Here is a 22,331-nt window from a genome sequence, read left to right on the forward strand (position 1 = left end):
TGCCGATCGCCAGGTCAACAGGATTCGATATGCGCAATACCCAGAACATCAGTATTATTCGTTCAGAACCGCCGCCGGCAGTCAGCGACGAGACCACCTGGTCTCTGTCGGGTGCTGCCGTTGGCTTTATTTCATGGCTGCTGGCGCTGGGTATTCCCTTCCTGATCTATGGCAGTAACACGCTATTTGTCCTCCTCTATACCTGGCCGTTCTTTCTGGCATTAATGCCGGTTGCCGTCGTGGTTGGCATCGCGCTGCATTCGCTGATGGACGGTAAACTTCAGTACAGCGTCTGCGCGACGATTTTGACCGTCGGACTGATGTTCGGTCTGCTGTTCCTCTGGCTACTGGGGTAGTCCTTTTTACGAATGAATCTAGCCTGGGTATCAACGGTAAAAATGTGGTACAGTCCCCGCGTTACGCGGCGTCGTCCGCGCGCCAGAGTAGAGAACTCGGGCGAGTTATGGGATGATGATGCCGTTTTTCAGGGGGCAGGATGGGTAAACTAACGCTGCTGTTATTGGCTTTGCTGGTCTGGCTACAGTACTCGCTGTGGTTCGGCAAAAATGGCCTGCACGACTATAGCCGGGTTGATGACGATGTCTCCGCGCAGCAGGCAACTAACGCTAAATTAAAAGCACGCAACGATCAGCTATTCGCCGAAATTGACGACCTCAACGGCGGTCAGGAAGCTATCGAAGAGCGCGCACGCAATGAACTCAGTATGACCCGCCCGGGCGAAACGTTTTATCGTCTGGTGCCGGATGCGTCAAAACGCAACCAGGCTGCGGGGCAACAGCAGAATAATCGATAAACAGGCCCAGGATTACAACATGGCAGCCACTTTTCCGGGCGTTTGCGCCGTGGTGCCGGCAGCCGGTTTTGGCCGCCGCATGCAAACGGAATGCCCTAAACAATATCTCTCAATCGGTAACAAAACGATTCTCGAGCACGCGGTCGCCGCGCTGCTGGCAAACCCGCGTATACGGCGGGTGGTCATCGCCGTCAGCCCGGGTGACGTGCGCTTTAGCCAACTGCCGTTGGCGAACCATCCTCAAATCACCGTCGTTGATGGCGGGACAGAACGCGCGGATTCCGTTCTCGCTGGCCTGAAGGTGCTTGGCGAGGCTGATTGGGTGCTGGTGCACGATGCCGCGCGCCCCTGCCTGCACCAGGATGACCTCAGCCGCCTGCTTCAATTATGCGACACCAGCCGTACGGGCGGCATTCTGGCCGCCCCGGTTCGCGACACGATGAAGCGCGCGGAGCCGGGCAGGGCGGCCATCGCCCATACCGTTGAGCGTAATGATTTATGGCATGCGCTGACGCCGCAATTTTTCCCTCGCGAACTGCTTGTTGATTGCCTGACGCGGGCGCTTAATGAAGGGGCGACTATCACCGACGAAGCCTCGGCGCTGGAGTACTGCGGCTTCCATCCTGAACTGGTCGCCGGACGAGCTGATAATATAAAAGTGACGCGCCCGGAAGACCTGGCGCTGGCCGAATTTTACCTTACCCGTTCCCGACACCAGGAGAAGGCTTAATGCGAATTGGACACGGTTTTGACGTACACGCTTTTGGCGGTGAAGGCCCAATCATCATCGGCGGCGTGCGCGTGCCCTACGAGAAAGGGCTGCTGGCGCACTCCGACGGCGACGTCGCGCTGCACGCGCTGACCGATGCGCTGCTCGGCGCGGCGGCGCTGGGCGACATCGGCAAGCTGTTCCCGGATACCGATCCGGCCTTTAAAGGCGCCGACAGCCGCGAACTGCTGCGCGAAGCGTGGCGGCGGATTCAGGCGAAAGGCTATACCCTTGGCAACGTTGACGTCACTATCATCGCCCAGGCGCCGAAAATGCTGCCGCATATTCCCCAGATGCGCGTCTTTATCGCCGAAGATCTCGGCTGCCATATGGACGATGTGAACGTCAAAGCCACCACCACGGAAAAGCTGGGCTTTACCGGCCGCGGCGAAGGCATTGCCTGTGAAGCGGTGGCGCTGCTGCGTAAGGCGGAGAAATGATCGCTTTTGACGAACTCACCTACCTACATGGAAAACCGCTGAGCCAGGGGCTGCTAAAAGCCAGCCCGGAGGACTTTTTGGTGGTGGAAGATCTCGGTTTTGCCCCCGATGGTGAAGGCGAGCACGTGCTGGTGAGGATTCTGAAAAACGGCTGCAATACCCGTTTTGTTGCTGACTCACTGGCAAAATTCCTTAAAATTCATGCGCGTGAAGTGAGCTTTGCCGGGCAGAAGGACAAACACGCGGTGACTGAACAGTGGCTGTGTGCCAGAGTGCCGGGCAAAGAGATGCCCGACCTGAGCAAATTTCAGCTCGAGGGTTGCCAGGTTCTGGAGTACGCGCGCCATAAGCGCAAGCTGCGCCTCGGGGCGCTGAAGGGGAACCAGTTTACTCTGGTACTGCGCGAAGTCAGCGCCCGCGACGATGTCGAAAAGCGTTTACAGGCGATTGCCGAGCATGGCGTACCCAACTATTTTGGCGCCCAGCGCTTCGGTATCGGCGGCAGTAACCTGCAGGGGGCGCTGCGCTGGGCCGAGAACGGCGCGCCGGTGCGCGATCGCAATAAACGCAGTTTTTGGTTGTCGGCGGCCCGCAGCGCATTGTTTAATCAACAGGTTGGTATTAGATTAAAAAAACCGGAATTTAATCAGGTTGTTGATGGCGATGCGCTACAATTAGCGGGGCGCGGAAGCTGGTTCGTTGCGGCCTCTGAAGAACTGACGGAACTCCAGGCGCGGGTAGATAACCGCGAGCTGATGATTACCGCTGCGCTTGTGGGCAGCGGCGACTGGGGAAGCCAACGGGGCGCGCTGGCCGCTGAACAGGCGGCAGTGGCCGAAGAGACGCAGCTACAGGCGCTGCTGGTGCGTGAGAAAGTAGAGGCCGCCCGCCGGGCGATGCTGCTCTATCCCCAGCAGATGAGCTGGAACTGGTGGGATGACGTTACCGTTGAACTGCGTTTCTGGCTGCCCGCAGGCAGCTTCGCCACCAGCGTAGTAAGGGAGCTTATCAATACAACGGGTGACTATGCGAATATTGCTGAGTAACGATGACGGGATTCATGCGCCGGGCATTCAGACCCTGGCAAAGGCCTTACGAGAATTCGCTGAGGTTCAGATAGTTGCACCCGATCGTAACCGCAGCGGAGCGTCGAATTCCCTGACGCTGGAATCTTCGCTACGTACTTTCACTTTTGATAACGGCGATATCGCCGTACAGATGGGCACCCCGACGGACTGCGTTTACCTCGGCGTGAACGCCCTGATGCGGCCGCGTCCGGATATTGTGGTTTCCGGCATTAACGCCGGTCCCAACCTCGGTGACGATGTCATCTATTCCGGCACCGTTGCCGCCGCGATGGAGGGCCGTCATCTCGGCTTTCCGGCGCTGGCCGTCTCGCTAAACGGCTATCAGCATTATGATACCGCCGCCGCGGTCACCTGTTCGATTCTGCGGGCTTTAAGCCGCGAGCCGCTGCGCACCGGGCGCATTCTGAATATCAACGTGCCGGATCTGCCTCTTGAGCAGATTAAAGGTATCCGCGTGACCCGCTGCGGCAGCCGTCATCCTTCGGATCAGGTGATCCCGCAAAAAGATCCGCGCGGCAATACGCTGTACTGGATTGGACCTCCGGGCGAGAAGTACGACGCCGGGCCGGATACCGACTTCGCCGCCGTGGATGAAGGCTATGTGTCGGTCACTCCGCTACATGTCGATTTAACCGCCCACGGCGCACATGAGGTGGTGAGCGGTTGGCTGGATCGCGTTGGGGTTGATACGCAATGGTAAGTAAACGTGTTGAAAGTCTTCTCAATCAGCTCCGCACGCAGGGCATTATTGACGAGCGCGTGCTGAACGCGATCGCGCTGGTGCCGCGAGAAAAGTTTGTTGATGAAGCCTTTGAACATAAGGCGTGGGAAAACACGGCGCTGCCGATTGGCCAGGGGCAAACCATCTCGCAACCCTACATGGTGGCGCGGATGACCGAGCTTCTGACGCTAACGCCGGAGTCAAGGGTGCTGGAAATTGGCACCGGATCTGGCTATCAGACGGCGATCCTGGCGCATCTGGTGCATCACGTATGCTCGGTTGAGCGTATTAAGAGTTTGCAGTGGCACGCGCGGCGTCGCCTTAAACAACTTGATTTACATAATGTTTCAACCCGTCACGGCGATGGATGGCAGGGTTGGCAGGCACGCGCGCCGTTCGACGCGATCATCGTTACCGCCGCGCCGCCGGAAATTCCGGCTGCGCTGCTGGCGCAGTTGGACGATGGCGGCGTACTGGTGCTGCCGGTAGGCGAAGAGCACCAGTTCCTGAAGCGAATCCGTCGGCGCGGCAACGAGTTTGTCATTGATACTGTCGAAGCCGTGCGCTTTGTACCCCTCGTGAAAGGGGAGTTGGCCTGAACCCGGATTATTCCAGGTTTTTTTGCCTGCATTTAGGCATAGGGTGGACGCATTTTTCGTGTCCTGGCCGGGCGCCGTCCGGTGAGCAAGATATTGGTAGTTAACATATTCCTGGGGGATAAATGAGCGCGGGAAGCCCAAAATTTACCTTAAGCCGCATTGCGGCTTTGTCACTGGTGTCACTCTGGCTGGCAGGCTGCAGCAGCTCCAACAATCCGCCTGCGCCGGTCAGCTCGGCTGGCGGGGCTTCGTCTTCCAGTACGAATTCCGGAATGCTGATCACGCCTCCGTCAAATAACGTCCCACAGGCGCGCCCGGTACAAACGCAACCGGTGCAGACGCAGCCCGTTCAGGTTCAGCCGATGGCTCAGGAGCCGGTGCAAACGGTGAACGGTAAAATTGTCTACAACCGTAAGTATGGAGATATTCCGAAAGGTAGCTATACCGGCGGCAGTACCTATACTGTTAAACGCGGCGACACGCTATTCTATATTGCGTGGGTCACCGGGAACGACTTCCGCGACCTGGCGCAGCGAAATAATATCCCGGCGCCGTACGGTTTGAACGTTGGTCAGACGCTGCAGGTTGGCAACGCATCCGGCCAGCCAATCACCGGTGATAACCCTGTCGCCCAGGCCAGCGTGAAGGCCAGCAACGGCGGGATGTTAACCGCAAATTCTGCACAAAAATCCACCGCGGTGGTTGCGTCCCAACCAACTATTACGTATTCTGAATCCTCAGGTGAACAGAGTGCTAATAAGATGTTGCCGAATAACAAGCCTGCGACGACAACAACCGTCGCGCCAGTTACGGCCCCAGCTGTCAGCACAACCCAATCGACTGCAAGCAGTACGTCAACCAGTTCGCCGATCTCTTCATGGCGCTGGCCGACTGATGGCAAGGTTATCGAGAACTTTAGTGGTGCCGAAGGTGGCAATAAAGGTATTGATATCGCAGGCAGTAAAGGACAGGCTATTGTCGCGACCGCAGATGGGCGCGTCGTCTATGCCGGTAACGCACTGCGCGGTTACGGTAATCTTATTATCATCAAACACAACGATGATTACCTGAGCGCCTACGCCCATAACGATACGATGCTCGTAAAAGAGCAACAAGATATCAAGGCGGGGCAGAAAATCGCTACCATGGGTAGCACAGGTACTAGCTCTACACGTTTGCATTTTGAAATTCGTTACAAGGGGAAATCCGTCAACCCGCTGCAGTATTTACCGCAGCGATAATTTGGCAAAGTACGGATAAGCTCAATATCGCTAACAAAGGCGCCAGGGCGGCCGCGATGCCTTCTTCACCGGGGCAGAAAAGGTTATCGTCCTGGCGTCTTTTGAGTGATGTTTAGCGAAGATGCTTTGCTTAGGGATCACGGGTAGGAGCCATCTTTATGAGTCAGAATACGCTGAAAGTTCATGATTTAAATGAAGACGCGGAATTTGATGAGAACGGAGTCGAGGTTTTTGATGAGAAAGCCTTAGTTGAAGAGGAACCCAGTGATAGCGATCTGGCTGAGGAAGAGCTTCTTTCGCAGGGAGCCACCCAACGGGTGCTCGATGCGACGCAGCTTTATCTTGGAGAGATTGGTTATTCCCCGCTGCTGACGGCCGAAGAAGAGGTTTATTTTGCGCGTCGCGCGCTGCGTGGTGATGTTGCGTCACGCCGCCGGATGATCGAAAGCAACCTGCGTCTGGTCGTCAAGATAGCCCGTCGTTACGGCAATCGTGGTCTGGCTCTGCTGGATCTGATTGAAGAAGGTAACCTGGGGCTGATTCGCGCAGTTGAGAAGTTTGATCCGGAACGTGGGTTCCGTTTTTCGACTTACGCGACCTGGTGGATTCGTCAAACGATTGAACGGGCGATCATGAACCAAACCCGTACGATCCGTTTACCGATCCATATCGTCAAAGAGCTGAACGTCTATCTGCGTACCGCACGCGAGTTGTCCCATAAGCTGGACCACGAGCCAAGCGCGGAAGAGATAGCCGAACAGCTGGATAAGCCAGTTGATGACGTGAGCCGGATGCTGCGTCTGAACGAGCGCATTACCTCGGTGGATACTCCACTGGGCGGTGACTCGGAAAAAGCGCTGCTGGATATTCTGGCCGATGAAAAAGACAACGGTCCGGAAGACACCACGCAGGACGATGATATGAAACAAAGCATCGTCAAATGGCTGTTCGAACTGAACGCCAAGCAGCGTGAAGTGCTGGCTCGTCGCTTCGGCCTGCTGGGCTATGAAGCCGCGACGCTTGAGGATGTGGGCCGCGAAATTGGCCTGACCCGCGAACGCGTGCGTCAGATCCAGGTAGAAGGCCTCCGCCGCCTGCGGGAGATCCTGCAAAGCCAGGGGCTGAATATCGAAGCGCTGTTCCGCGAGTAAGACACCTTTCTTAAAAAAGGCTCAATCGTTTGATTGGGCCTTTTTCTTTTTTGGGCCTCCGCCGCTTATGCGAGCGCCGTCTCGTGGAGGTGCAGCCAGATGATTTTCCCTTCCTGCAGACGGAAAAGAACCGTCGACCAGCGTGCGGTGTCCGCTTTGCCGGGTAAAGCGTGGATTTCCCGATAGAGCACCGCTGCGCCATCGTGCCATTCGGCAAGTATGGCGGCATTGTCGATGACAATCTTCAAGCCCGGGCGGCTGGCGCGAGCCTCGCGAAAAAAAACGCTGACCGACTGATGGTCCATGCGCATACCGTTTATCGGGATCATGCTAAATTCCTGGCTAAAGCGATGCAGCAGCGCTTCGGCGCTCCCTTCCCCCTGATTCAGCCAGTTTTCTATAGCCACGTGGGCCGTAATAACTTCCGCAATATAGCGATTCATTTGTTCTCCATTTTACCGTGCAGGCGTAAGACGAGCGCCCGATTATCGAATTTTAGGCAACCCAGCAGCGGCACCAGGGTCAAAACGGCGGCGGCGATAAATACGCCGCGCCACGCCAGCGGGGTTGGCCAGTAAAGTAAAAAAACGCTCAGTAAAGCCGCCAGTAGCGCAGATCCTATCAGGAAACTGAGCTGGCGATTGAGGTTCCACAGCGCGCTGGCGTCCGGCATATCGGGGTTCGCCACGTTAAGAAACGCGCTGCTCTGGGCCGTACTGCTGCACAGGCTGCCGCCTGCGCCCATCAGGATAAACGCCGCGATCAGCGCGCTGCTGGCGGTATGCGCATTGACGCCAGCCAGGATGATTATTCCGGCTGCCTGGAGAAGGCAGCCCAGCGCAATCAGGGGGCGGGGGCCGAGACGATTAAAATAGCGGCCGGTCGTCGCGATCGCCACAAATGAGGCCAGCGACCACGGAAGCATCAGGGAGCCGATGGTGGAGGGCGCCATCCCTGTCACGCTTTGCAAATAAAACATCCCGACGACATTAATTCCTATAAACGTCCCCGGCACGCAGAGATAGACCAGCATAGAAAAGCGCAGCAGCGGGTCGCGCAGTAACGAAATATGTAAAAAGCCGCCCGGCCGCGCGATGCTCTTCTCATCCCTGAGCCACAGCGCGGCCAGCCCGAACGTCAGCAGCGCTATCGGCAGGCTGGCAAAGAAAACCCAGCGCCAGCTCAACGACTGCACCAGTACTCCGCCGAGCGCCGGAGAGCACGCCGGCGCCAGCAGCCCAACCAGCATCACCGCGGCGGAAAGTTTCGCCCGTTCGTGAGGCTTGAATTGTTGCCAGGTTAACGCCTGTCCTAGCGGAATCAGCAGCCCGCCGCCCATCCCCTGCAGGGCGCGCCACATGACGAGGCTTATCAACGAGTCGGCCATCCCGGCAGCCAACGCTCCGAGGCTAAACAAGGTAAGCGAAAGCAGGAATACCCGCCGGGCCCCAAACTGCTGGCTGAGCCAGGCGCTAAACGGCAGCACCAGGGTGAGCCCGGCAATATAGCCATTGCTGACCCACGCCAGCTCGCCCACCGACGCGTGTAGCGTCCGGCCCATCGCCGGAAAGGCGACGCTGGCGATAAACATATTGATTAAGTCGAGAAAGAAACCCAGCAGAAAAACGGTTGCGACCTTGTTGCGATACGTCATTGATGAAATCCCCCGTGAAGGCCGCTACTGTAAACCTCAGTATCAGGGCGAATAAACACGACATTCGGAGATATACTGTCGTAAATATTTTGACAATGGGCGGCGCGATGCTGAATCTGCAGCGAATGAACATGTTTGTGGCGGTAGTCGATAGCGGGAGTTTTACTGCGGCGGCGGCTCTGGGGCAGACCAAGGCGGTGGTGAGTTTCAACGTCCGCCAGCTGGAGAGCGAGCTGGGGGTCACGCTGCTGTTGCGATCGACCCGGCGGCTGACGCTTACCGAAGCCGGTTCGCTGTTCTATCATCGCGGGGTCGCGCTGCTGAAAGCGGCGGAAAACCTGCAGGACGACGTCCGGGGCAGCCACGTGGGGTTGAGCGGCGAGCTGCGGATCACGACGACGCCTGAATATGGCGCGCAGGTGATTATTCCGGCGCTGGCAGAGTTCAGCCTGCGGCATCCTGCGCTCCACGTACGCCATGTTTCCTCGTCTCATCACGCGGATTTAATCTCAGAACGGTTTGACGTGGCGATTCGCCTCGGCACGCTGGCGGATTCGCGCTACCGCGCGGCGCTGATCTCGCGCTTTGCCATCGTCCCGGTTGCAGCCCCGTCATGGCTGGCGCAGCATCCTGTAAAGACGCTTGATGATCTGGCGAAATCGGCGTGGATTATTCATGAACGTCTGACCGCGCCGCTCCGCTGGCAGCTTAGCGGGCCCCATGACGAGAGTATTGCCTTCGAGATTAAACCGGCGCCGCGGCTGTCGGCGGATAGCGCCAGCGCGCTGATGGCTTTTGCGCTGGCAGGGAGCGGCATCGCGCTGCTACCCGAATGGCTGGTGGTCGCTGCGCTGGCGGATGGCGCACTGGCGAAGGTAATGCCGGCGTTTAGCTTTCCGCCCCAGGGGGTATACGCGGTTTACCCGGACGCGCAGCATATTCCTGCCAGGGTGCGGGCGTTTATTGATTTTTTACGCGAACGCCTGGGTTAACGCTGTTGTTCTTGCGCCATCAGCTTGTGGATGATGTGCGAAAACTGTTGGCGCTCCTCATCGCTCAGCCGACCTAAAAACTCTTCGTCGACGGCGTGACCAAGCGGCATTGAGCTTGCCAGTAACGCTTCGCCTTCCGCGGTTAAATAGACAAACCGACGGCGTTTGTCCGCCGGGTCGTGTTCGCGGCGAACCAGACCGCGGCTCTCCATTCGGCTCAGCATCTCCGCCAGTGTCGCTTTGGTGCTGACCGCCGCTTCCGTTAACGTCACCTGTTCAATGCCGGGATGCTCGGCAATAGAACGCATCACCGCATACTGCGGTTTGGTGAGGTCCGGCAGTTCAAGCTGCCAGCGGGCGGTGTGCTGCTGAAAAAGCTGGCGCAGCAGGTGGAACGCCTCGTTTTTTAACTCCATGACCACTCCCAAAAAAAACCGTCGGTTCTATGATAGCCGTTCGAAGGGCGTTTGAGCATTTTTCCTGTTTTGATGAAAAATGCGGCCGTGTACGAACGAACTTGCAAGAAAAGCTTATCAAGCGTAGCTTTAATAAAAATGTTCGTATACGAACAAAATGTGAGGCGATGATGAAGCTAATAGTAGGGATGACCGGAGCGACGGGCGCTCCGCTGGGCGTTGCGCTGCTGAAAGCGCTTCGTGAGATGCCGGAAGTGGAAACGCATCTGGTGATGTCAAAGTGGGCCAAAACCACCATTGAACTGGAAACGCCGTACAGCGCCCGTGAAGTGGCGGCGCTGGCCGATTTCTCGCATAGCCCGGCGGATCAGGCCGCCATCATCTCATCAGGTTCATTTCGTACCGACGGCATGATCGTTATCCCCTGCAGTATGAAAACGCTGGCCGGTATCCGTGCCGGTTATGCCGAGGGGCTGGTTGGGAGGGCCGCGGACGTGGTGCTGAAAGAGGGGCGTAAGCTGGTGCTGGTACCGCGCGAAATGCCGTTGAGCACTATCCATCTGGAAAACATGCTGGCTCTGTCGCGCATGGGCGTGGCGATGGTGCCGCCCATGCCCGCCTATTACAACCATCCCAAAACCATTGAGGACGTCACTGACCACGTTGTCACGCGGGTGCTGGATCAGTTCGGTCTGCAATATCACAAAGCGCGCCGTTGGAACGGGTTACGGGCGGTAGAGAATATTTCACAGGAGAATGAATAATGGCTTTTGATGATTTGCGCAGCTTTTTGCAGGCGCTGGACGAGCAGGGGCAACTGCTGAAAATTAGCGAAGAAGTGAACGCGGAGCCGGATCTGGCCGCGGCGGCAAACGCCACCGGGCGCATCGGCGATGGCGCTCCCGCGCTGTGGTTTGACAATATTCGCGGTTTTACCGATGCGCGCGTGGCAATGAACACCATCGGCTCCTGGCAGAACCACGCTATCTCGCTAGGTCTGCCGCCGAATACGCCAGTGAAAAATCAGATCGACGAATTTATTCGTCGCTGGGATAAATTCCCGGTGACGCCGGAGCGGCGGGCAAACCCGGCGTGGGCGGAAAATACCGTCGACGGTGAGGCGATTAATCTGTTCGATATTCTGCCCCTGTTCCGTCTCAACGACGGCGACGGCGGCTTTTATCTCGACAAAGCCTGTGTGGTTTCTCGCGATCCTCTCGACCCGGACAATTTTGGCAAGCAAAACGTCGGCATTTACCGTATGGAGGTGAAGGGCAAACGTAAACTGGGCCTGCAGCCGGTACCGATGCACGATATCGCTCTGCATCTGCACAAAGCGGAAGAGCGCGGTGAAGACCTGCCGATTGCCATCACCCTGGGAAACGATCCGATTATTACCCTCATGGGCGCTACGCCGCTGAAATACGATCAGTCGGAATATGAGATGGCCGGCGCGCTGCGCGAAAGTCCTTATCCTATCGCGACCGCTCCGCTGACCGGCTTTGACGTGCCGTGGGGCTCAGAGGTGATCCTCGAAGGGGTGATTGAAAGCCGCAAGCGTGAAATCGAAGGCCCGTTCGGCGAATTTACCGGCCACTACTCCGGCGGCCGTAATATGACGGTGGTACGAATTGATAAAGTCTCTTACCGCAGCAAACCGATCTTCGAGTCCCTCTATCTCGGCATGCCGTGGACCGAGATCGACTATCTGATGGGCCCGGCCACCTGTGTGCCGCTGTATCAGCAGCTGAAGGCTGAGTTCCCCGAGGTACAGGCCGTCAACGCGATGTACACCCACGGCCTGCTGGCGATTATCTCCACCAAAAAACGCTATGGCGGCTTTGCCCGCGCGGTAGGCCTGCGGGCGATGACCACGCCGCATGGTTTGGGCTACGTGAAGATGGTGATCATGGTTGATGAGGACGTCGACCCGTTCAACCTGCCGCAGGTGATGTGGGCGCTGTCGTCGAAGGTCAACCCGGCCGGGGACCTGGTGCAGTTGCCTAATATGTCGGTACTGGAGCTCGATCCAGGCTCCAGCCCGGCGGGGATCACCGACAAACTGATTATCGACGCCACCACGCCGGTTGCGCCCGATCTGCGCGGCCACTACAGCCAGCCGGTACAGGATCTCCCTGAAACCAAAGCCTGGGCTGAAAAACTGACCGCCATGCTGGCCAACCGTAAATAAGGAGAAAAAGATGATTTGTCCACGCTGCGCCGATGAACATATTGAAGTGCTGGCAACGTCGCCGGTAAAAGATGTCTGGACGGTATTCCAGTGCCAGCACTGTTTCTACACCTGGCGTGATACGGAACCGCTACGCCGTACCAGCCGCGAACATTATCCGGAAGCGTTCCGCATGACCCAGAAGGATATTGATGACGCGCCGATGGTGCCGCATATTCCGCCGCTGCTGGCGGAAGATAAACGCTAAAATCAACGGGGTCCGCTTAGTCGGGCCTTTTTTATATTGAGTTAATCAATGCAAAATATTTATTAATTAATTTTCAAATTACATAAAAGGTTAATAAAGCAGATATATTTGCGAGTTATCTCCAGTTTATAATAAACTCAACGAGTTTGATAAATTACCGATAAGCTTCGCAGCCGGGAAAATATAGAATAGCGGCGGGTGCTTGAGGTTATCTGGCTTTGAGCATTTATAAAGATTCAGATAAACGAAAGCCCCAGAAGATATTTCTATCAACTGAGGCTGACGGATGAACCTGAACAATTCAGATGTTAGTCTCTTCTTTGCAGGGAGGCAAGACATGCTAACAAAATATGCCCTTGTGGCAATCGTCGTACTGTGTATTGCGGTACTGGGATTTACGCTTTTGGTGCGCAGCTCGCTGTGCGAACTCAGTATTAAAGAGCGTAGTATGGCGTTTAAAGCTGTTCTCGCTTACGAATCGAAGAAATAGCATCAGCGCGGGGGCAACCCCGCGTATTGGTTGTCAGGATGCATCCTCTCGCACCCAGTTTGCATTTATTAAAACGGCAGCACCGCAGGACGCTGCCGTTTTTCACGTTAAACGAGAACTATACCAGGCTCTTCAGGCGATAGATCCACTCCAGCGCCTGGCGCGGAGTCAGCGAATCCGGGTCAAGATTCTCCAGCGCTTCAACCGCGGGCGAGGTCTCTTCCGGAGCGGAAAGCAGCGACATCTGGGTACCGTCCACCTGCGTGGCGGCAGCGCTCGGCGCGATGCTTTCCAGCTCGCGCAGCTTCTGCCGCGCGCGCTTAATCACCTCTTTTGGCACTCCGGCCAGCGCGGCAACCGCCAGACCGTAGCTCTTACTGGCCGCACCATCCTGCACGCTGTGCATAAAGGCAATAGTATCCCCGTGCTCCAGGGCATCAAGATGGACGTTGGCCACGCCTTCCATTTTCTCCGGCAGTTGGGTCAGCTCGAAGTAGTGGGTGGCAAACAGGGTCAGGGCTTTGATCTTATTCGCCAGATTTTCCGCGCAGGCCCACGCCAGCGACAGGCCATCGTAGGTCGAGGTACCGCGTCCAATTTCATCCATCAGCACCAGACTATGCTCGGTGGCGTTATGCAGAATATTAGCGGTTTCGGTCATCTCTACCATAAAAGTTGAGCGGCCGCTGGCCAGGTCATCCGCCGCGCCGACGCGGGTGAAAATACGATCGATAGGGCCGATGTCGACTTTTTCCGCCGGAACGTAGCTGCCGATATACGCCAGCAGGGCGATCAGCGCGGTCTGGCGCATATAGGTACTTTTACCGCCCATATTCGGACCGGTGATAATCAGCATTCTCCGCTGCGGGGCGAGGTGCAGCGGGTTGGCGATAAACGGCTCTTTCAGCACCTGCTCAACCACCGGATGGCGGCCTTCGCTAATCCGAATGCCCGGCTTATCGCTAAAGGTCGGGCAGCAGTAGTTGAGGGTCTCCGCGCGCTCGGCGAGGTTCACCAGCACATCGAGCTCCGCCAGCGCGCTGGCGCTCTGCTGCAGGTCGCCAAGATGCGGCAGCAGCATATCGAAAAGCTCATCGTACAGCTGCTTTTCCAGCGCCAGCGCCTTCCCTTTGGAGGTCAGCACTTTGTCTTCATACTCCTTCAGCTCAGGAATAATATAGCGCTCGGCATTCTTGAGGGTCTGGCGACGGACGTAGTGGATCGGCGCGTGCTGGCTCTGGCCGCGGCTAATCTGGATGTAGTAGCCGTGGACGGCGTTGTAGCCCACCTTCAGCGTGTCCAGCCCCAGACGCTCGCGCTCGCGAACTTCCAGTCTGTCGAGATAATCGGTCGCGCCATCGGCCAGGCCGCGCCACTCATCGAGTTCCGCATTATAGCCGGGGGCGATAACGCCGCCGTCGCGAACCAGCACCGGCGGCGCATCGATAATCGCCCGTTCCAGAAGTTCGCGCAGCTCGCTAAATTCCCCCATCTTTTCCCGGAGCCGCTGCACCGGCGCGCAGTCGACGTCGGCCAGCATGGCGCGCAGCGCCGGCAGCTGCTGGAAAGCGTAACGCATACGCGCTAAATCGCGAGGGCGGGCGGTGCGCAGCGCCAGGCGGGCCAGAATACGTTCGAGGTCGCCGACCTGACGCAGTACCGGCTGCAGTTCGGTGTAATGTTCCTGCAGCGCGCCGATGGTCTGCTGGCGCTCTACCAGCACGGTGGTGTCGCGCGCCGGCATATGCAGCCAGCGCTTCAGCATACGGCTGCCCATGGGGGTCACGGTGCAGTCGAGTACCGAGGCGAGGGTATTTTCAAAGCCGCCGGCCAGGTTCTGGGTTATCTCCAGATTGCGGCGCGTGGCCGCATCCATAATGATGCTGTCCTGCTGGCGCTCCATCGTGATGGAGCGGATATGCGGCAATGACGTGCGCTGGGTGTCTTTGACGTACTGCAGCAGGCAGCCGGCGGCGCACAGGCCGCGCGGGGCGTTTTCAACGCCGAAACCAACCAGATCGCGCGTGCCGAACTGGAGATTGAGCTGCTGGCGCGCGGTGTCGATTTCAAATTCCCACAGCGGACGACGGCGCAGGCCGCGGCGACCCTCAATAAGCGACGACTCGGCAAAATCCTCCGCGTACAGCAGCTCGGCGGGGTTGGTGCGCTGGAGCTCGGCAGCCATCGTTTCGCGGTCAGCGGGCTCGCTCAGGCGAAAACGCCCGGAGCTGATATCGAGGGTGGCGTAGCCAAAACCTTTGCTGTCCTGCCAGATGGCGGCCAGCAGATTGTCCTGGCGTTCCTGCAGCAAGGCTTCATCGCTGATGGTTCCCGGGGTCACGATGCGGACGACTTTGCGCTCCACCGGCCCTTTGGTGGTTGCCGGATCGCCAATCTGTTCGCAAATGGCCACCGACTCGCCCTGATTCACCAGTTTGGCCAGATAGTTTTCCACCGCGTGGTGCGGGATCCCGGCCATCGGAATCGGTTCGCCCGCGGAAGCGCCGCGCTTCGTCAGCGAGATATCCAGCAGCTGCGACGCGCGTTTCGCATCGTCATAGAACAGTTCGTAAAAATCACCCATCCGGTAAAACAGCAGGATCTCCGGGTGCTGGGCTTTCAGCTTGAGATACTGCTGCATCATGGGGGTGTGGGCGTCGAAATTCTCTAATGTACTCATCTGTTATTGATGTCCATTTTCTTACGTTTTAACGCGTTAGCGGAGTTTATTGTTTTCATGACGTCGCGCTATTGTTCATCGGTTCCCGTGACATTGTGCTTTTCTTTTCATTGACACATAGGCCGCATGATAACGGAGTCTTCAGGTCAGGAAAACAAGAAGGCGCGATGGGCCCATGAATCGACTTCCCCGCCTCTTAGCCGCTGCGTAATGTCCATTGCGTGGGCTGCTTTTTACTATCCCTATATCAGGAAAAGCCATTTGTTAATAAATTGTGATCTATGTTACAATTGCTTTACTGCGAATGTCGGTCCTCTATCATTTATTAATTACCTGACGCAATTTGTTTTTAGGATATATCTCAGGGCTCTGCGAGTTAATTTCCTATGGTGGCATTGTTCGCGAGGTTAAATCTTTTTTTAATTCCCCTGTAAATGTATCTCTTTTTACCTAAAAAATGATTTGTTAGTATTTTTGTCGACCAGGGGATCTGGCTTTAATTAAATTATTAATATTAATTAATAGTCTAATTATTGAAACGGATTTTTCGGTGATGCGGAGGGCTGGAAATTGTTGGGTGAATAGACTTCGGCAATTTTATAGCTCCTTACTCTTTTAGGATAAAAATTTATAACGCAGGAATTTTCTATGAAACTGAATAAAGTTGCTATGGCTGTGGCATTAACTGCTGCTCTCGGCTCAATGTCTGCACTGGCTGATACCACGAATGGTCAGATTGAGCTTCAGGGTGAGCTGGTGAATACCGCGTGTGGTTTAGCTCCGTCGTCCAGCCCGGTAACCGTTGATTTTGGTCAGGTTCCAGTTTCCCTGCTGCAAGGCGGTGGTCAGGCAACTGAAACCAAAAACATCGAGCTGCAGTATTGCGATACCACTATCGCCAGCAGCGCCGTTGTTTCCTATACCCCGACTTCGGTTAACCCGAACGATCCTACTCTGGCTGCATTTACTTCTGGTACTGCATCCGGTGCAGGTATCGGCCTGAAAGACAGCGCTAGCCAGACTGTAACCTGGGGCGCGCAGACCACTCCGGTCACCCTGGTTGATGGTACTAACACCATTCCTTTCGTGGCATTCCTGAAAGCGGAAGCGGCAGCGAGCGGTTCTACCACCACCGTAACTGCAGGCGCATTCCAGTCAACGATCAATTTCACTATCGATTATCAATAATCGATTTTGAATTATCGCTCGCGGGGAGATTTCTCCCCGCGATATTGGAGTAGGTGCCAGATAATATGGAATTCTGAGTATGGTTAAGGATACAGAGAAAAAGAGACTGATGGCGTTATTGGTATCGGGATTACTCTTTTCCGGACATGCTTCGAGTACTAGTTTTACGCCTGGACAGCTGGCTCTTTCGGGGGAGCTGGTGGCTGCCGCATGCGATATTGATCCTAATTCACGGGAGCTATGGGTAGATTTCGGTAACATTTCCGCTCGCGATATTAATAGCGATCAAGAAAGTAAGCTTATCCGGCCTTTTTTAGTGCGCTTAATTGGCTGCGCCTCTTTCGGCAGCGTAAATCAATCAACGCCAGGCGCTTATGCCACGATTACTTTTACCGGAAATGCTTCATCACAGGACCCGACAGTATTAATTCCGGATGGTGAAGGAAAGGGTTTTGGTATCCAGATTCGCGATCGCCATGGGGAAATTTTAACGTTTGGAGAACCCTCATCGGGATATCTCCTGAGTGATGAGAATAATACGCTGAAATTTACCGCTACGCTGGTGCCGGTTCAGCAGCATATTAAGGCCGGGGATTTTTACGCCGTCACTCGTTTTTTTATGGATTACAACTAGAAACAAGCCAGCGATTGCTGTTGGAGCTTGTTTGTCGCGCACGATATTTTACTGAATGATTCGGGATGAATAGTCATGTCAGCAGAACAAAAAATAAAAACAATCCTCTCTCAGATGCTTTTTTTCTGCTGTACCTCTATGGCATACGCCTCAACCGACGTCGAATTTAATACTGACGTACTGGATGCGGCCGATCGCGACAATATCGATTTAACCCGTTTCGCCACCGACAACTATGTCCCGCCGGGCGAGTACTTATTAGATATTAAAATAAATGGCCAGGCGGTCGGGCAGCAAAAGGTTCGCTATCTGGCTTCTAAAGACCAGAAGCATACCCAGGCCTGCATTAACGGCGAAATTCTTGCCAGATTGGCGTTGAAAGAGGAAGCGCAGCAAAAGGTTGCACAGCCGTTTGCCGATTGCTATGACCTGCTGAGCCTTCCTGGCGCCACCCTCAGTAACTACGCCGGGGTGCTGGACATCACCGTCCCGCAGGCGTGGATGAAATACAACGATCCGAACTGGACGCCGCCGGAGCGCTGGGACCAGGGGATCGGCGGATTTTTGCTCGATTATAGCCTGACCGGGCAATATACCCGCCAGCTTGATATGCATGAAGATTACAGCACCCTGAGCGGATACGGTCAGACCGGGGTTAACCTCGGCGGCTGGCGCCTGCGCGGCGAATATCAGACCAGCTATTACAGCGCGACGCATCAATTTGATTTCGATATGAATCAGATCTACGCCTACCGTCCGCTGCCGATGATGGCGGCAAAGCTGACGGCGGGAGAGATCTATCTTGATTCTCAGGTCTTCGACACCGTGCGCTTTACCGGGCTTAATCTCGCCAGCGATGAGCGTCAGCTACCGCCAAACCTGCAGGGGTACGCGCCGGAAATTCGCGGCCTGGCCAAGACCAACGCCAAAGTGACGGTGAAGCAGAGCGGGCGCATCATTTATGAAACGACGGTGCCAGCCGGGCCGTTTAATATTCAGGATTTACGCAGCTCGGTGCGCGGTACGCTGGATGTGCAGGTGGAAGAGCAGGATGGCTCAATTTCGACTTTCCAGGTTAACACCGCCAACATTCCTTATCTTACGCGTCCCGGCTACGTGCGCTACAACGTGGCCATCGGCGCGCCGTCCCGCTATAGCCATAAAATTCAGGGCCCCGGTTTTGCTTCCGGCGATTTCTCCTGGGGGATCACCAACGCCTGGTCGCTGTACGGCGGGTTACAAAGCGCAGGGGCTGAATATACCGCAGTCTCCGCCGGTATTGGCCGCGATCTCAGCGTACTTGGCGCCCTCTCGCTGGACGCCACGGAGTCCTACAGCCAGCAGTCAAACCAGAAACGGCTTAAAGGAACCTCGTTTAAGCTGAGCTATGCGAAAACGTTCGACGAATATAATAGTTCCATTACCTTCGCCGGATATCGCTTCTCGCAGGAGGACTTCCGCTCTTTCTCGCAATATCTCAACGAGCGCTATGAGGGTTACGACAGTCTTGGGCGTGAAAAAGAAGTCTATACCATCACCGGGAATAAAACGTTCTGGGCCGATGAGCCAGGCAAAGCAACCACCGTTTTTCTGACCTATACCCATCAGAATTACTGGAATCGAAGCAGCCAGGATCGCTACGGCATCTCGTTAGGGCGCTCGTTTAACGTCGGTAATATTCGCGGGATCACCACCAATATTTCGGCCTACCGTTCGGATTACGAAGGGCGGAAAGACGACTCTATTGCTTTCTCGCTTTCCATTCCGGTTGGCGATAGCAAATGGAGCGGTCTCGACGTGCAGACCAATAACGGCAAAACCAGCCCGATGCTCTCCTATACCGACAGCAGCGACTACAACAACCTGTGGCGTCTGCGTGCCGGAGCGAGCCAGAGCGGCTATGCCAACGTCGACGGCTACTATCAGCGTCGCTCGCAGTACGCTGAAATCAACAGCAACGCCAGCTATCAGCAGGATCACTATCTCTCTCTGAGCAGCACCCTGCGCGGCGGCTTTACCGCGACCCGGCACGGGGCGGCGATCCACAACAGCGGCGCGACGCTCAACACGGCGCGCGTAATGGTGAACACCAACGGCATAGGCGACGTGCCGCTCAATGACGGTAAATCAAGAACCAATAATTTCGGCATCGCCGTTATTCCGGACATCGTGAGCTACAACAGCTTTGATACCCGGGTTGACGTTGATGCGATGTCGGAATCCATCGAACCGGCAAAAGCCATCAGCACCGCCACGCTGACCGAAGGCGCTATTGGCTATCAGACCTTCGGCATGGCGCAGGGCGAAAAAATGATGGGCATTATCCGCCTGGCTGACGGTACCTATCCGCCGTTCGGCGCCGAGGTTATCAACGGCGATGGCGTAAGCGTATCGATGATTATGGAAGGTGGGCAGGGATGGCTGGCAGGGGTTAATCCTCAGGAACTGCTAAGCGTAGTGTGGAGCGGGAAAAAGCAGTGTCAGATTGCCATCCCGCCGACCATAGAGCGTCGTTCGACAGCCGCGCTATTGCCGTGTAAATGACAGTGACAGTAATAAAAGGCCAAAAATGAGCATAACAAGCAACAAACTCTGCTGGATAGGCGTTCTGATGCTGGCGGCGGTAAGCGGTACCGCGCAGGCGGGGGTTTCGCTGGATCGCACGCGTCTTATCATCACCGGTAAAGATAGCTCGGCGAGCGCCAATTTAACCAACACCAGCCCGGATATTCCGTTCCTGGCGCAATCGTGGGTGGAGGATAGCAAGGGTAACAAGATCACCTCTCCGCTGGTGGTGCTGCCGCCTCTGCAGCGGATTAACGGCGGGCAAAAAGGGGTAGCGCGGGTCACCAAAACTGACGGTATTAATCAATTACCGCAGGATCGGGAAAGCCTGTTTTATTTAAGCGTGCGCGAAATTCCGCCCAAGCCGGATAAAGCTAACGTCCTGCAGTTAGCCATGCAGTCGCGGATTAAATTATTTTTCCGCCCGACCGCCATTATTCCCAAAAGCAAAAGCGAGATTTGGCAGGACCAGGTCGTCTTTCAAAAGAGCGGCAATAAGATGACTGCGCAAAACCCGACGCCTTACTACATCACCATTATTAGCCTGTCCCGCGTTAAGGGTGAAAAAATCACTAAGTTCCCGGGAATTATGATTGCGCCGAAGTCCAGTCTGGAGTTCAGCGTGACCGATGGCGGCGTTAGAGATTTTGCGATGATGTACGTGAACGATTATGGCGGACATCCAGAGCTGAAGTACCGCTGTGAAGGAAACACCTGTAAAGCGCTGCCGCCATCGCAGCAAGGGTAATTAAAGAGGAACCTGATGATGAAAACGCGCCTATCGCTTTTAGCACTGTTTGTATTCGGTATCAGTATGCCAGCGCTGGCCGACGCTGATATTCCGCTACAGCCGCAGCACTACAACCAGGATCATCAGGGGGAAGATGGCGGTAACGTGATATTCAATGGCTCCGTTTATGCCTCGCCGTGCGTGCTGGCGCCGCAGAGCCGCCTGCAGATTATTGAGATGGGCGAAATCAGCGCCCGTCGTTTCCATCAGGCCGGCGATCGGAGCCAGCCGGTGCTGGTTCGCGTCGAGCTGAGGGATTGCCTGAAAGGCGCATCGCAGGCGCGCGACAGCATCGCCTCACGGACGACGGGTAGCAGCAAGCATCTCTACACCACCGGCGAGCAGGCGGTTCAGCTCACCTTTATCGGCGAGTCGGATGAGCATAATCGCCAACTGCTGCGCCTGACCGGCAGCATCTCAGGAGCCGGTATTCGCCTGCTGGATGTCAAAGAGCGGGCGCTGGATATTAATCAAACGCAGCCGCCGTTTATCGTGAAAACCGGCGACAGCAGCCTGACGTTTATTGCCGTGCTGGAATCGACCGGGCGAAACGTGACCGCAGGAAACTTTAGCGGACTGCTGCGTTTAAAAATGGAGTATCTCTGATGGCGACGAGGGTTATCGGGCGGAAATCTTGCATCACGCTATTACTCTGCGGCGGCTTATTCTCTCTCGACGCCAGCGCGGCGGTGGAAGGGGAAATTACGCCGGTTGGCGGACCTAAAATGTACAATATCGACGTCGCCAACCAGGATATTACCAATAACAGCATTGGGGCGACGATTCCTTATGTCTTTTCATTGGGCGGACAATATTCTGGTATCGCCAGCTGCACTATTCCAATGGAAGACCAGGCGATTTATTACTCTGCGACCGCCTCGCTGCTGCAGCAGGGCAGCTCGCCGGGGTATTTAAAACTCAATGATTATATGGATGTGAAAATTGAGATTTATATCCGCGGCCAGCGCATGGAATATCTTCCGGTCCCTTTTAATAATGAGTCAAACCAGGCTTATCAAAATAAATGCGTACCGCCAACTACCCAGTTTAACAACTTCGAGTCCGGCGCTCAGGGGCGGGTAACGTTTATGATCACCAAGCCGATTGTCAACGGCGTTAACCTGCTGGGTACTGAAATCGCCAAGCTTTATGGGCGCCTTGGGAATTACAGCGCAGGGATGGGCAGCACTCCCATGTCAATTGTCTCGATTAATTCCGGAGTCATTACCGTTCCGGATAAATGTATTGTCAACTCAGGATCGCCGATCGTCGTTGATTTTAATACCATCCCCAGCGCGGGCTCGCTGCTTAACGGCAGCAATTACAGCCAGTCCGTGCCGATTCAGGTGAAGTGCGAAGGGGGGAGTTTCGCCACCGGCAATTTAAATATTCGCCTCGGAATTCAGCAGGCCAATACCGCCAGTTTTAACAGCGATTATTTAGGCACCACCGGCGCCGTCGACCGCTCCAATCTTGGCATTATCCTGAAAGATTCCGGCGGCAGTTTAGTCGCCGCGAATAAGTTTTATGACGTGCCGGGTTTTAATAACAATCAGGGAACCTGGAATTTGACCGCCGCGCCGATTGCCAATGCCGGAACCAACGTTCTCGAAGGGGATTTCCAGGCATCGGCCACCGTGGTCGCTGAGTTTCAGTAAGGG

The 22,331-nt window shown here is 55.7% G+C and carries 24 protein-coding genes; 20 read left to right on the forward strand and 4 right to left on the reverse strand.

Annotation, left to right across the window (positions count from 1 at the left end):
• Window positions 1-29: 29 nt before the first annotated feature.
• The 9 genes from K7H21_RS05585 to rpoS all read left to right on the forward strand — a co-directional run bounded on the left by K7H21_RS05585 (window position 30) and on the right by rpoS (window position 6,823).
• Entirely contained in the window at window positions 30-356 is a 327-nt protein-coding gene (locus K7H21_RS05585; protein ID WP_004124286.1) for a DUF3561 family protein, read from the forward strand.
• Window positions 357-496: 140 nt separating this feature from the next.
• A complete protein-coding gene (gene ftsB / locus K7H21_RS05590) occupies window positions 497-814 on the forward strand; it encodes a cell division protein FtsB (protein ID WP_004124270.1) in 318 nt (105 codons plus the stop codon).
• Between the two features lie 19 nt (window positions 815-833).
• Window positions 834-1,544 carry a 2-C-methyl-D-erythritol 4-phosphate cytidylyltransferase gene (ispD, locus tag K7H21_RS05595; protein WP_004124269.1) on the forward strand — a complete coding sequence of 237 codons (711 nt, stop codon included), beginning with the start codon at window positions 834-836 and terminating at the stop codon, window positions 1,542-1,544.
• Window positions 1,544-2,023, forward strand: a complete 480-nt coding sequence (ispF, locus tag K7H21_RS05600; RefSeq protein ID WP_004124268.1) for a 2-C-methyl-D-erythritol 2,4-cyclodiphosphate synthase — start codon at window positions 1,544-1,546, stop codon at window positions 2,021-2,023. Before ispD ends, ispF begins: the two co-directional genes overlap by 1 nt.
• Window positions 2,020-3,069, forward strand: a complete 1,050-nt coding sequence (gene truD, locus K7H21_RS05605) for a tRNA pseudouridine(13) synthase TruD (RefSeq protein ID WP_087829858.1) — start codon at window positions 2,020-2,022, stop codon at window positions 3,067-3,069. Before ispF ends, truD begins: the two co-directional genes overlap by 4 nt.
• The gene (gene surE / locus K7H21_RS05610) at window positions 3,050-3,811 is read left to right on the forward strand and encodes a 5'/3'-nucleotidase SurE (protein WP_004124266.1); all 762 of its coding nucleotides are present in this window, start codon (window positions 3,050-3,052) and stop codon (window positions 3,809-3,811) included. Before truD ends, surE begins: the two co-directional genes overlap by 20 nt.
• Complete coding sequence (locus K7H21_RS05615; RefSeq protein WP_004124265.1) at window positions 3,805-4,431, forward strand: protein-L-isoaspartate(D-aspartate) O-methyltransferase; 627 nt, start codon at window positions 3,805-3,807, stop codon at window positions 4,429-4,431. The genes surE and K7H21_RS05615 overlap by 7 nt, the downstream gene beginning before the upstream one ends.
• Before the next feature lie 122 nt (window positions 4,432-4,553).
• Window positions 4,554-5,672 (forward strand): murein hydrolase activator NlpD, encoded by a 1,119-nt coding sequence (gene nlpD / locus K7H21_RS05620; protein ID WP_004124262.1) that lies wholly within the window; start codon window positions 4,554-4,556, stop codon window positions 5,670-5,672.
• Between the two features lie 158 nt (window positions 5,673-5,830).
• Window positions 5,831-6,823, forward strand: a complete 993-nt coding sequence (rpoS, locus tag K7H21_RS05625) for an RNA polymerase sigma factor RpoS (protein WP_004104962.1) — start codon at window positions 5,831-5,833, stop codon at window positions 6,821-6,823.
• 65 nt (window positions 6,824-6,888) lie between these two features.
• On the opposite strand, the gene K7H21_RS05630 is transcribed toward rpoS, so the two are convergent.
• Complete coding sequence (locus K7H21_RS05630) at window positions 6,889-7,266, reverse strand: DUF4440 domain-containing protein (protein ID WP_112166453.1); 378 nt, start codon at window positions 7,264-7,266, stop codon at window positions 6,889-6,891.
• On the reverse strand, window positions 7,263-8,477 hold the full coding sequence (locus K7H21_RS05635) for an MFS transporter (protein WP_049115118.1): 1,215 nt from the start codon (window positions 8,475-8,477) through the stop codon (window positions 7,263-7,265). Before K7H21_RS05635 ends, K7H21_RS05630 begins: the two co-directional genes overlap by 4 nt.
• Window positions 8,478-8,584: 107 nt before the next feature.
• On the opposite strand from K7H21_RS05635, the gene K7H21_RS05640 reads away from it, so the two are divergent.
• Window positions 8,585-9,469, forward strand: a complete 885-nt coding sequence (locus K7H21_RS05640) for a LysR family transcriptional regulator (protein ID WP_223035646.1) — start codon at window positions 8,585-8,587, stop codon at window positions 9,467-9,469.
• Here the strand turns inward: K7H21_RS05640 and K7H21_RS05645 are convergent.
• A complete protein-coding gene (locus K7H21_RS05645; protein ID WP_004124256.1) occupies window positions 9,466-9,885 on the reverse strand; it encodes a MarR family winged helix-turn-helix transcriptional regulator in 420 nt (139 codons plus the stop codon). The two genes, K7H21_RS05640 and K7H21_RS05645, sit on opposite strands and share 4 nt — an antisense overlap.
• Before the next feature lie 170 nt (window positions 9,886-10,055).
• On the opposite strand from K7H21_RS05645, the gene K7H21_RS05650 reads away from it, so the two are divergent.
• From K7H21_RS05650 to K7H21_RS05665, 4 genes are all read left to right on the forward strand, one after another.
• Window positions 10,056-10,649 (forward strand): non-oxidative hydroxyarylic acid decarboxylases subunit B, encoded by a 594-nt coding sequence (locus K7H21_RS05650; protein ID WP_004124253.1) that lies wholly within the window; start codon window positions 10,056-10,058, stop codon window positions 10,647-10,649.
• Complete coding sequence (locus tag K7H21_RS05655; RefSeq protein WP_004124250.1) at window positions 10,649-12,076, forward strand: non-oxidative hydroxyarylic acid decarboxylases subunit C; 1,428 nt, start codon at window positions 10,649-10,651, stop codon at window positions 12,074-12,076. The genes K7H21_RS05650 and K7H21_RS05655 overlap by 1 nt, the downstream gene beginning before the upstream one ends.
• 10 nt (window positions 12,077-12,086) lie before the next feature.
• Window positions 12,087-12,323 carry a non-oxidative hydroxyarylic acid decarboxylases subunit D gene (locus K7H21_RS05660; RefSeq protein ID WP_004124248.1) on the forward strand — a complete coding sequence of 79 codons (237 nt, stop codon included), beginning with the start codon at window positions 12,087-12,089 and terminating at the stop codon, window positions 12,321-12,323.
• Between the two features lie 337 nt (window positions 12,324-12,660).
• Complete coding sequence (locus tag K7H21_RS05665; RefSeq protein WP_032742193.1) at window positions 12,661-12,813, forward strand: Hok/Gef family protein; 153 nt, start codon at window positions 12,661-12,663, stop codon at window positions 12,811-12,813.
• Between the two features lie 118 nt (window positions 12,814-12,931).
• Here the strand turns inward: K7H21_RS05665 and mutS are convergent, their stop codons facing one another.
• On the reverse strand, window positions 12,932-15,493 hold the full coding sequence (mutS, locus tag K7H21_RS05670; RefSeq protein WP_004124242.1) for a DNA mismatch repair protein MutS: 2,562 nt from the start codon (window positions 15,491-15,493) through the stop codon (window positions 12,932-12,934).
• Window positions 15,494-16,141: 648 nt separating this feature from the next.
• On the opposite strand from mutS, the gene K7H21_RS05675 reads away from it, so the two are divergent.
• The 6 genes from K7H21_RS05675 (at window position 16,142) to K7H21_RS05700 (ending at window position 22,328) form a co-directional block, all read left to right on the forward strand.
• A complete protein-coding gene (locus K7H21_RS05675; protein ID WP_004124241.1) occupies window positions 16,142-16,681 on the forward strand; it encodes a fimbrial protein in 540 nt (179 codons plus the stop codon).
• A gap of 79 nt (window positions 16,682-16,760) precedes the next feature.
• Entirely contained in the window at window positions 16,761-17,315 is a 555-nt protein-coding gene (locus K7H21_RS05680) for a fimbrial protein (protein WP_004124239.1), read from the forward strand.
• Between the two features lie 75 nt (window positions 17,316-17,390).
• Window positions 17,391-19,859, forward strand: a complete 2,469-nt coding sequence (locus K7H21_RS05685; RefSeq protein WP_049115116.1) for a fimbria/pilus outer membrane usher protein — start codon at window positions 17,391-17,393, stop codon at window positions 19,857-19,859.
• Between the two features lie 25 nt (window positions 19,860-19,884).
• Window positions 19,885-20,628 carry a fimbrial biogenesis chaperone gene (locus K7H21_RS05690; RefSeq protein WP_004124233.1) on the forward strand — a complete coding sequence of 248 codons (744 nt, stop codon included), beginning with the start codon at window positions 19,885-19,887 and terminating at the stop codon, window positions 20,626-20,628.
• An 18-nt stretch (window positions 20,629-20,646) separates the two neighbouring features.
• Window positions 20,647-21,276: a fimbrial protein gene (locus tag K7H21_RS05695; protein ID WP_049115114.1), complete on the forward strand. Its 630-nt coding sequence runs from the start codon at window positions 20,647-20,649 to the stop codon at window positions 21,274-21,276.
• The gene (locus tag K7H21_RS05700) at window positions 21,276-22,328 is read left to right on the forward strand and encodes a fimbrial protein (protein WP_049115113.1); all 1,053 of its coding nucleotides are present in this window, start codon (window positions 21,276-21,278) and stop codon (window positions 22,326-22,328) included. The genes K7H21_RS05695 and K7H21_RS05700 overlap by 1 nt, the downstream gene beginning before the upstream one ends.
• The last annotated feature ends 3 nt before the right edge of the window (window positions 22,329-22,331 follow it).

It is taken from the genome of Klebsiella sp. CTHL.F3a, from assembly GCF_019890895.1.
Classification (GTDB): Bacteria; Pseudomonadota; Gammaproteobacteria; order Enterobacterales; family Enterobacteriaceae; genus Klebsiella; species Klebsiella grimontii.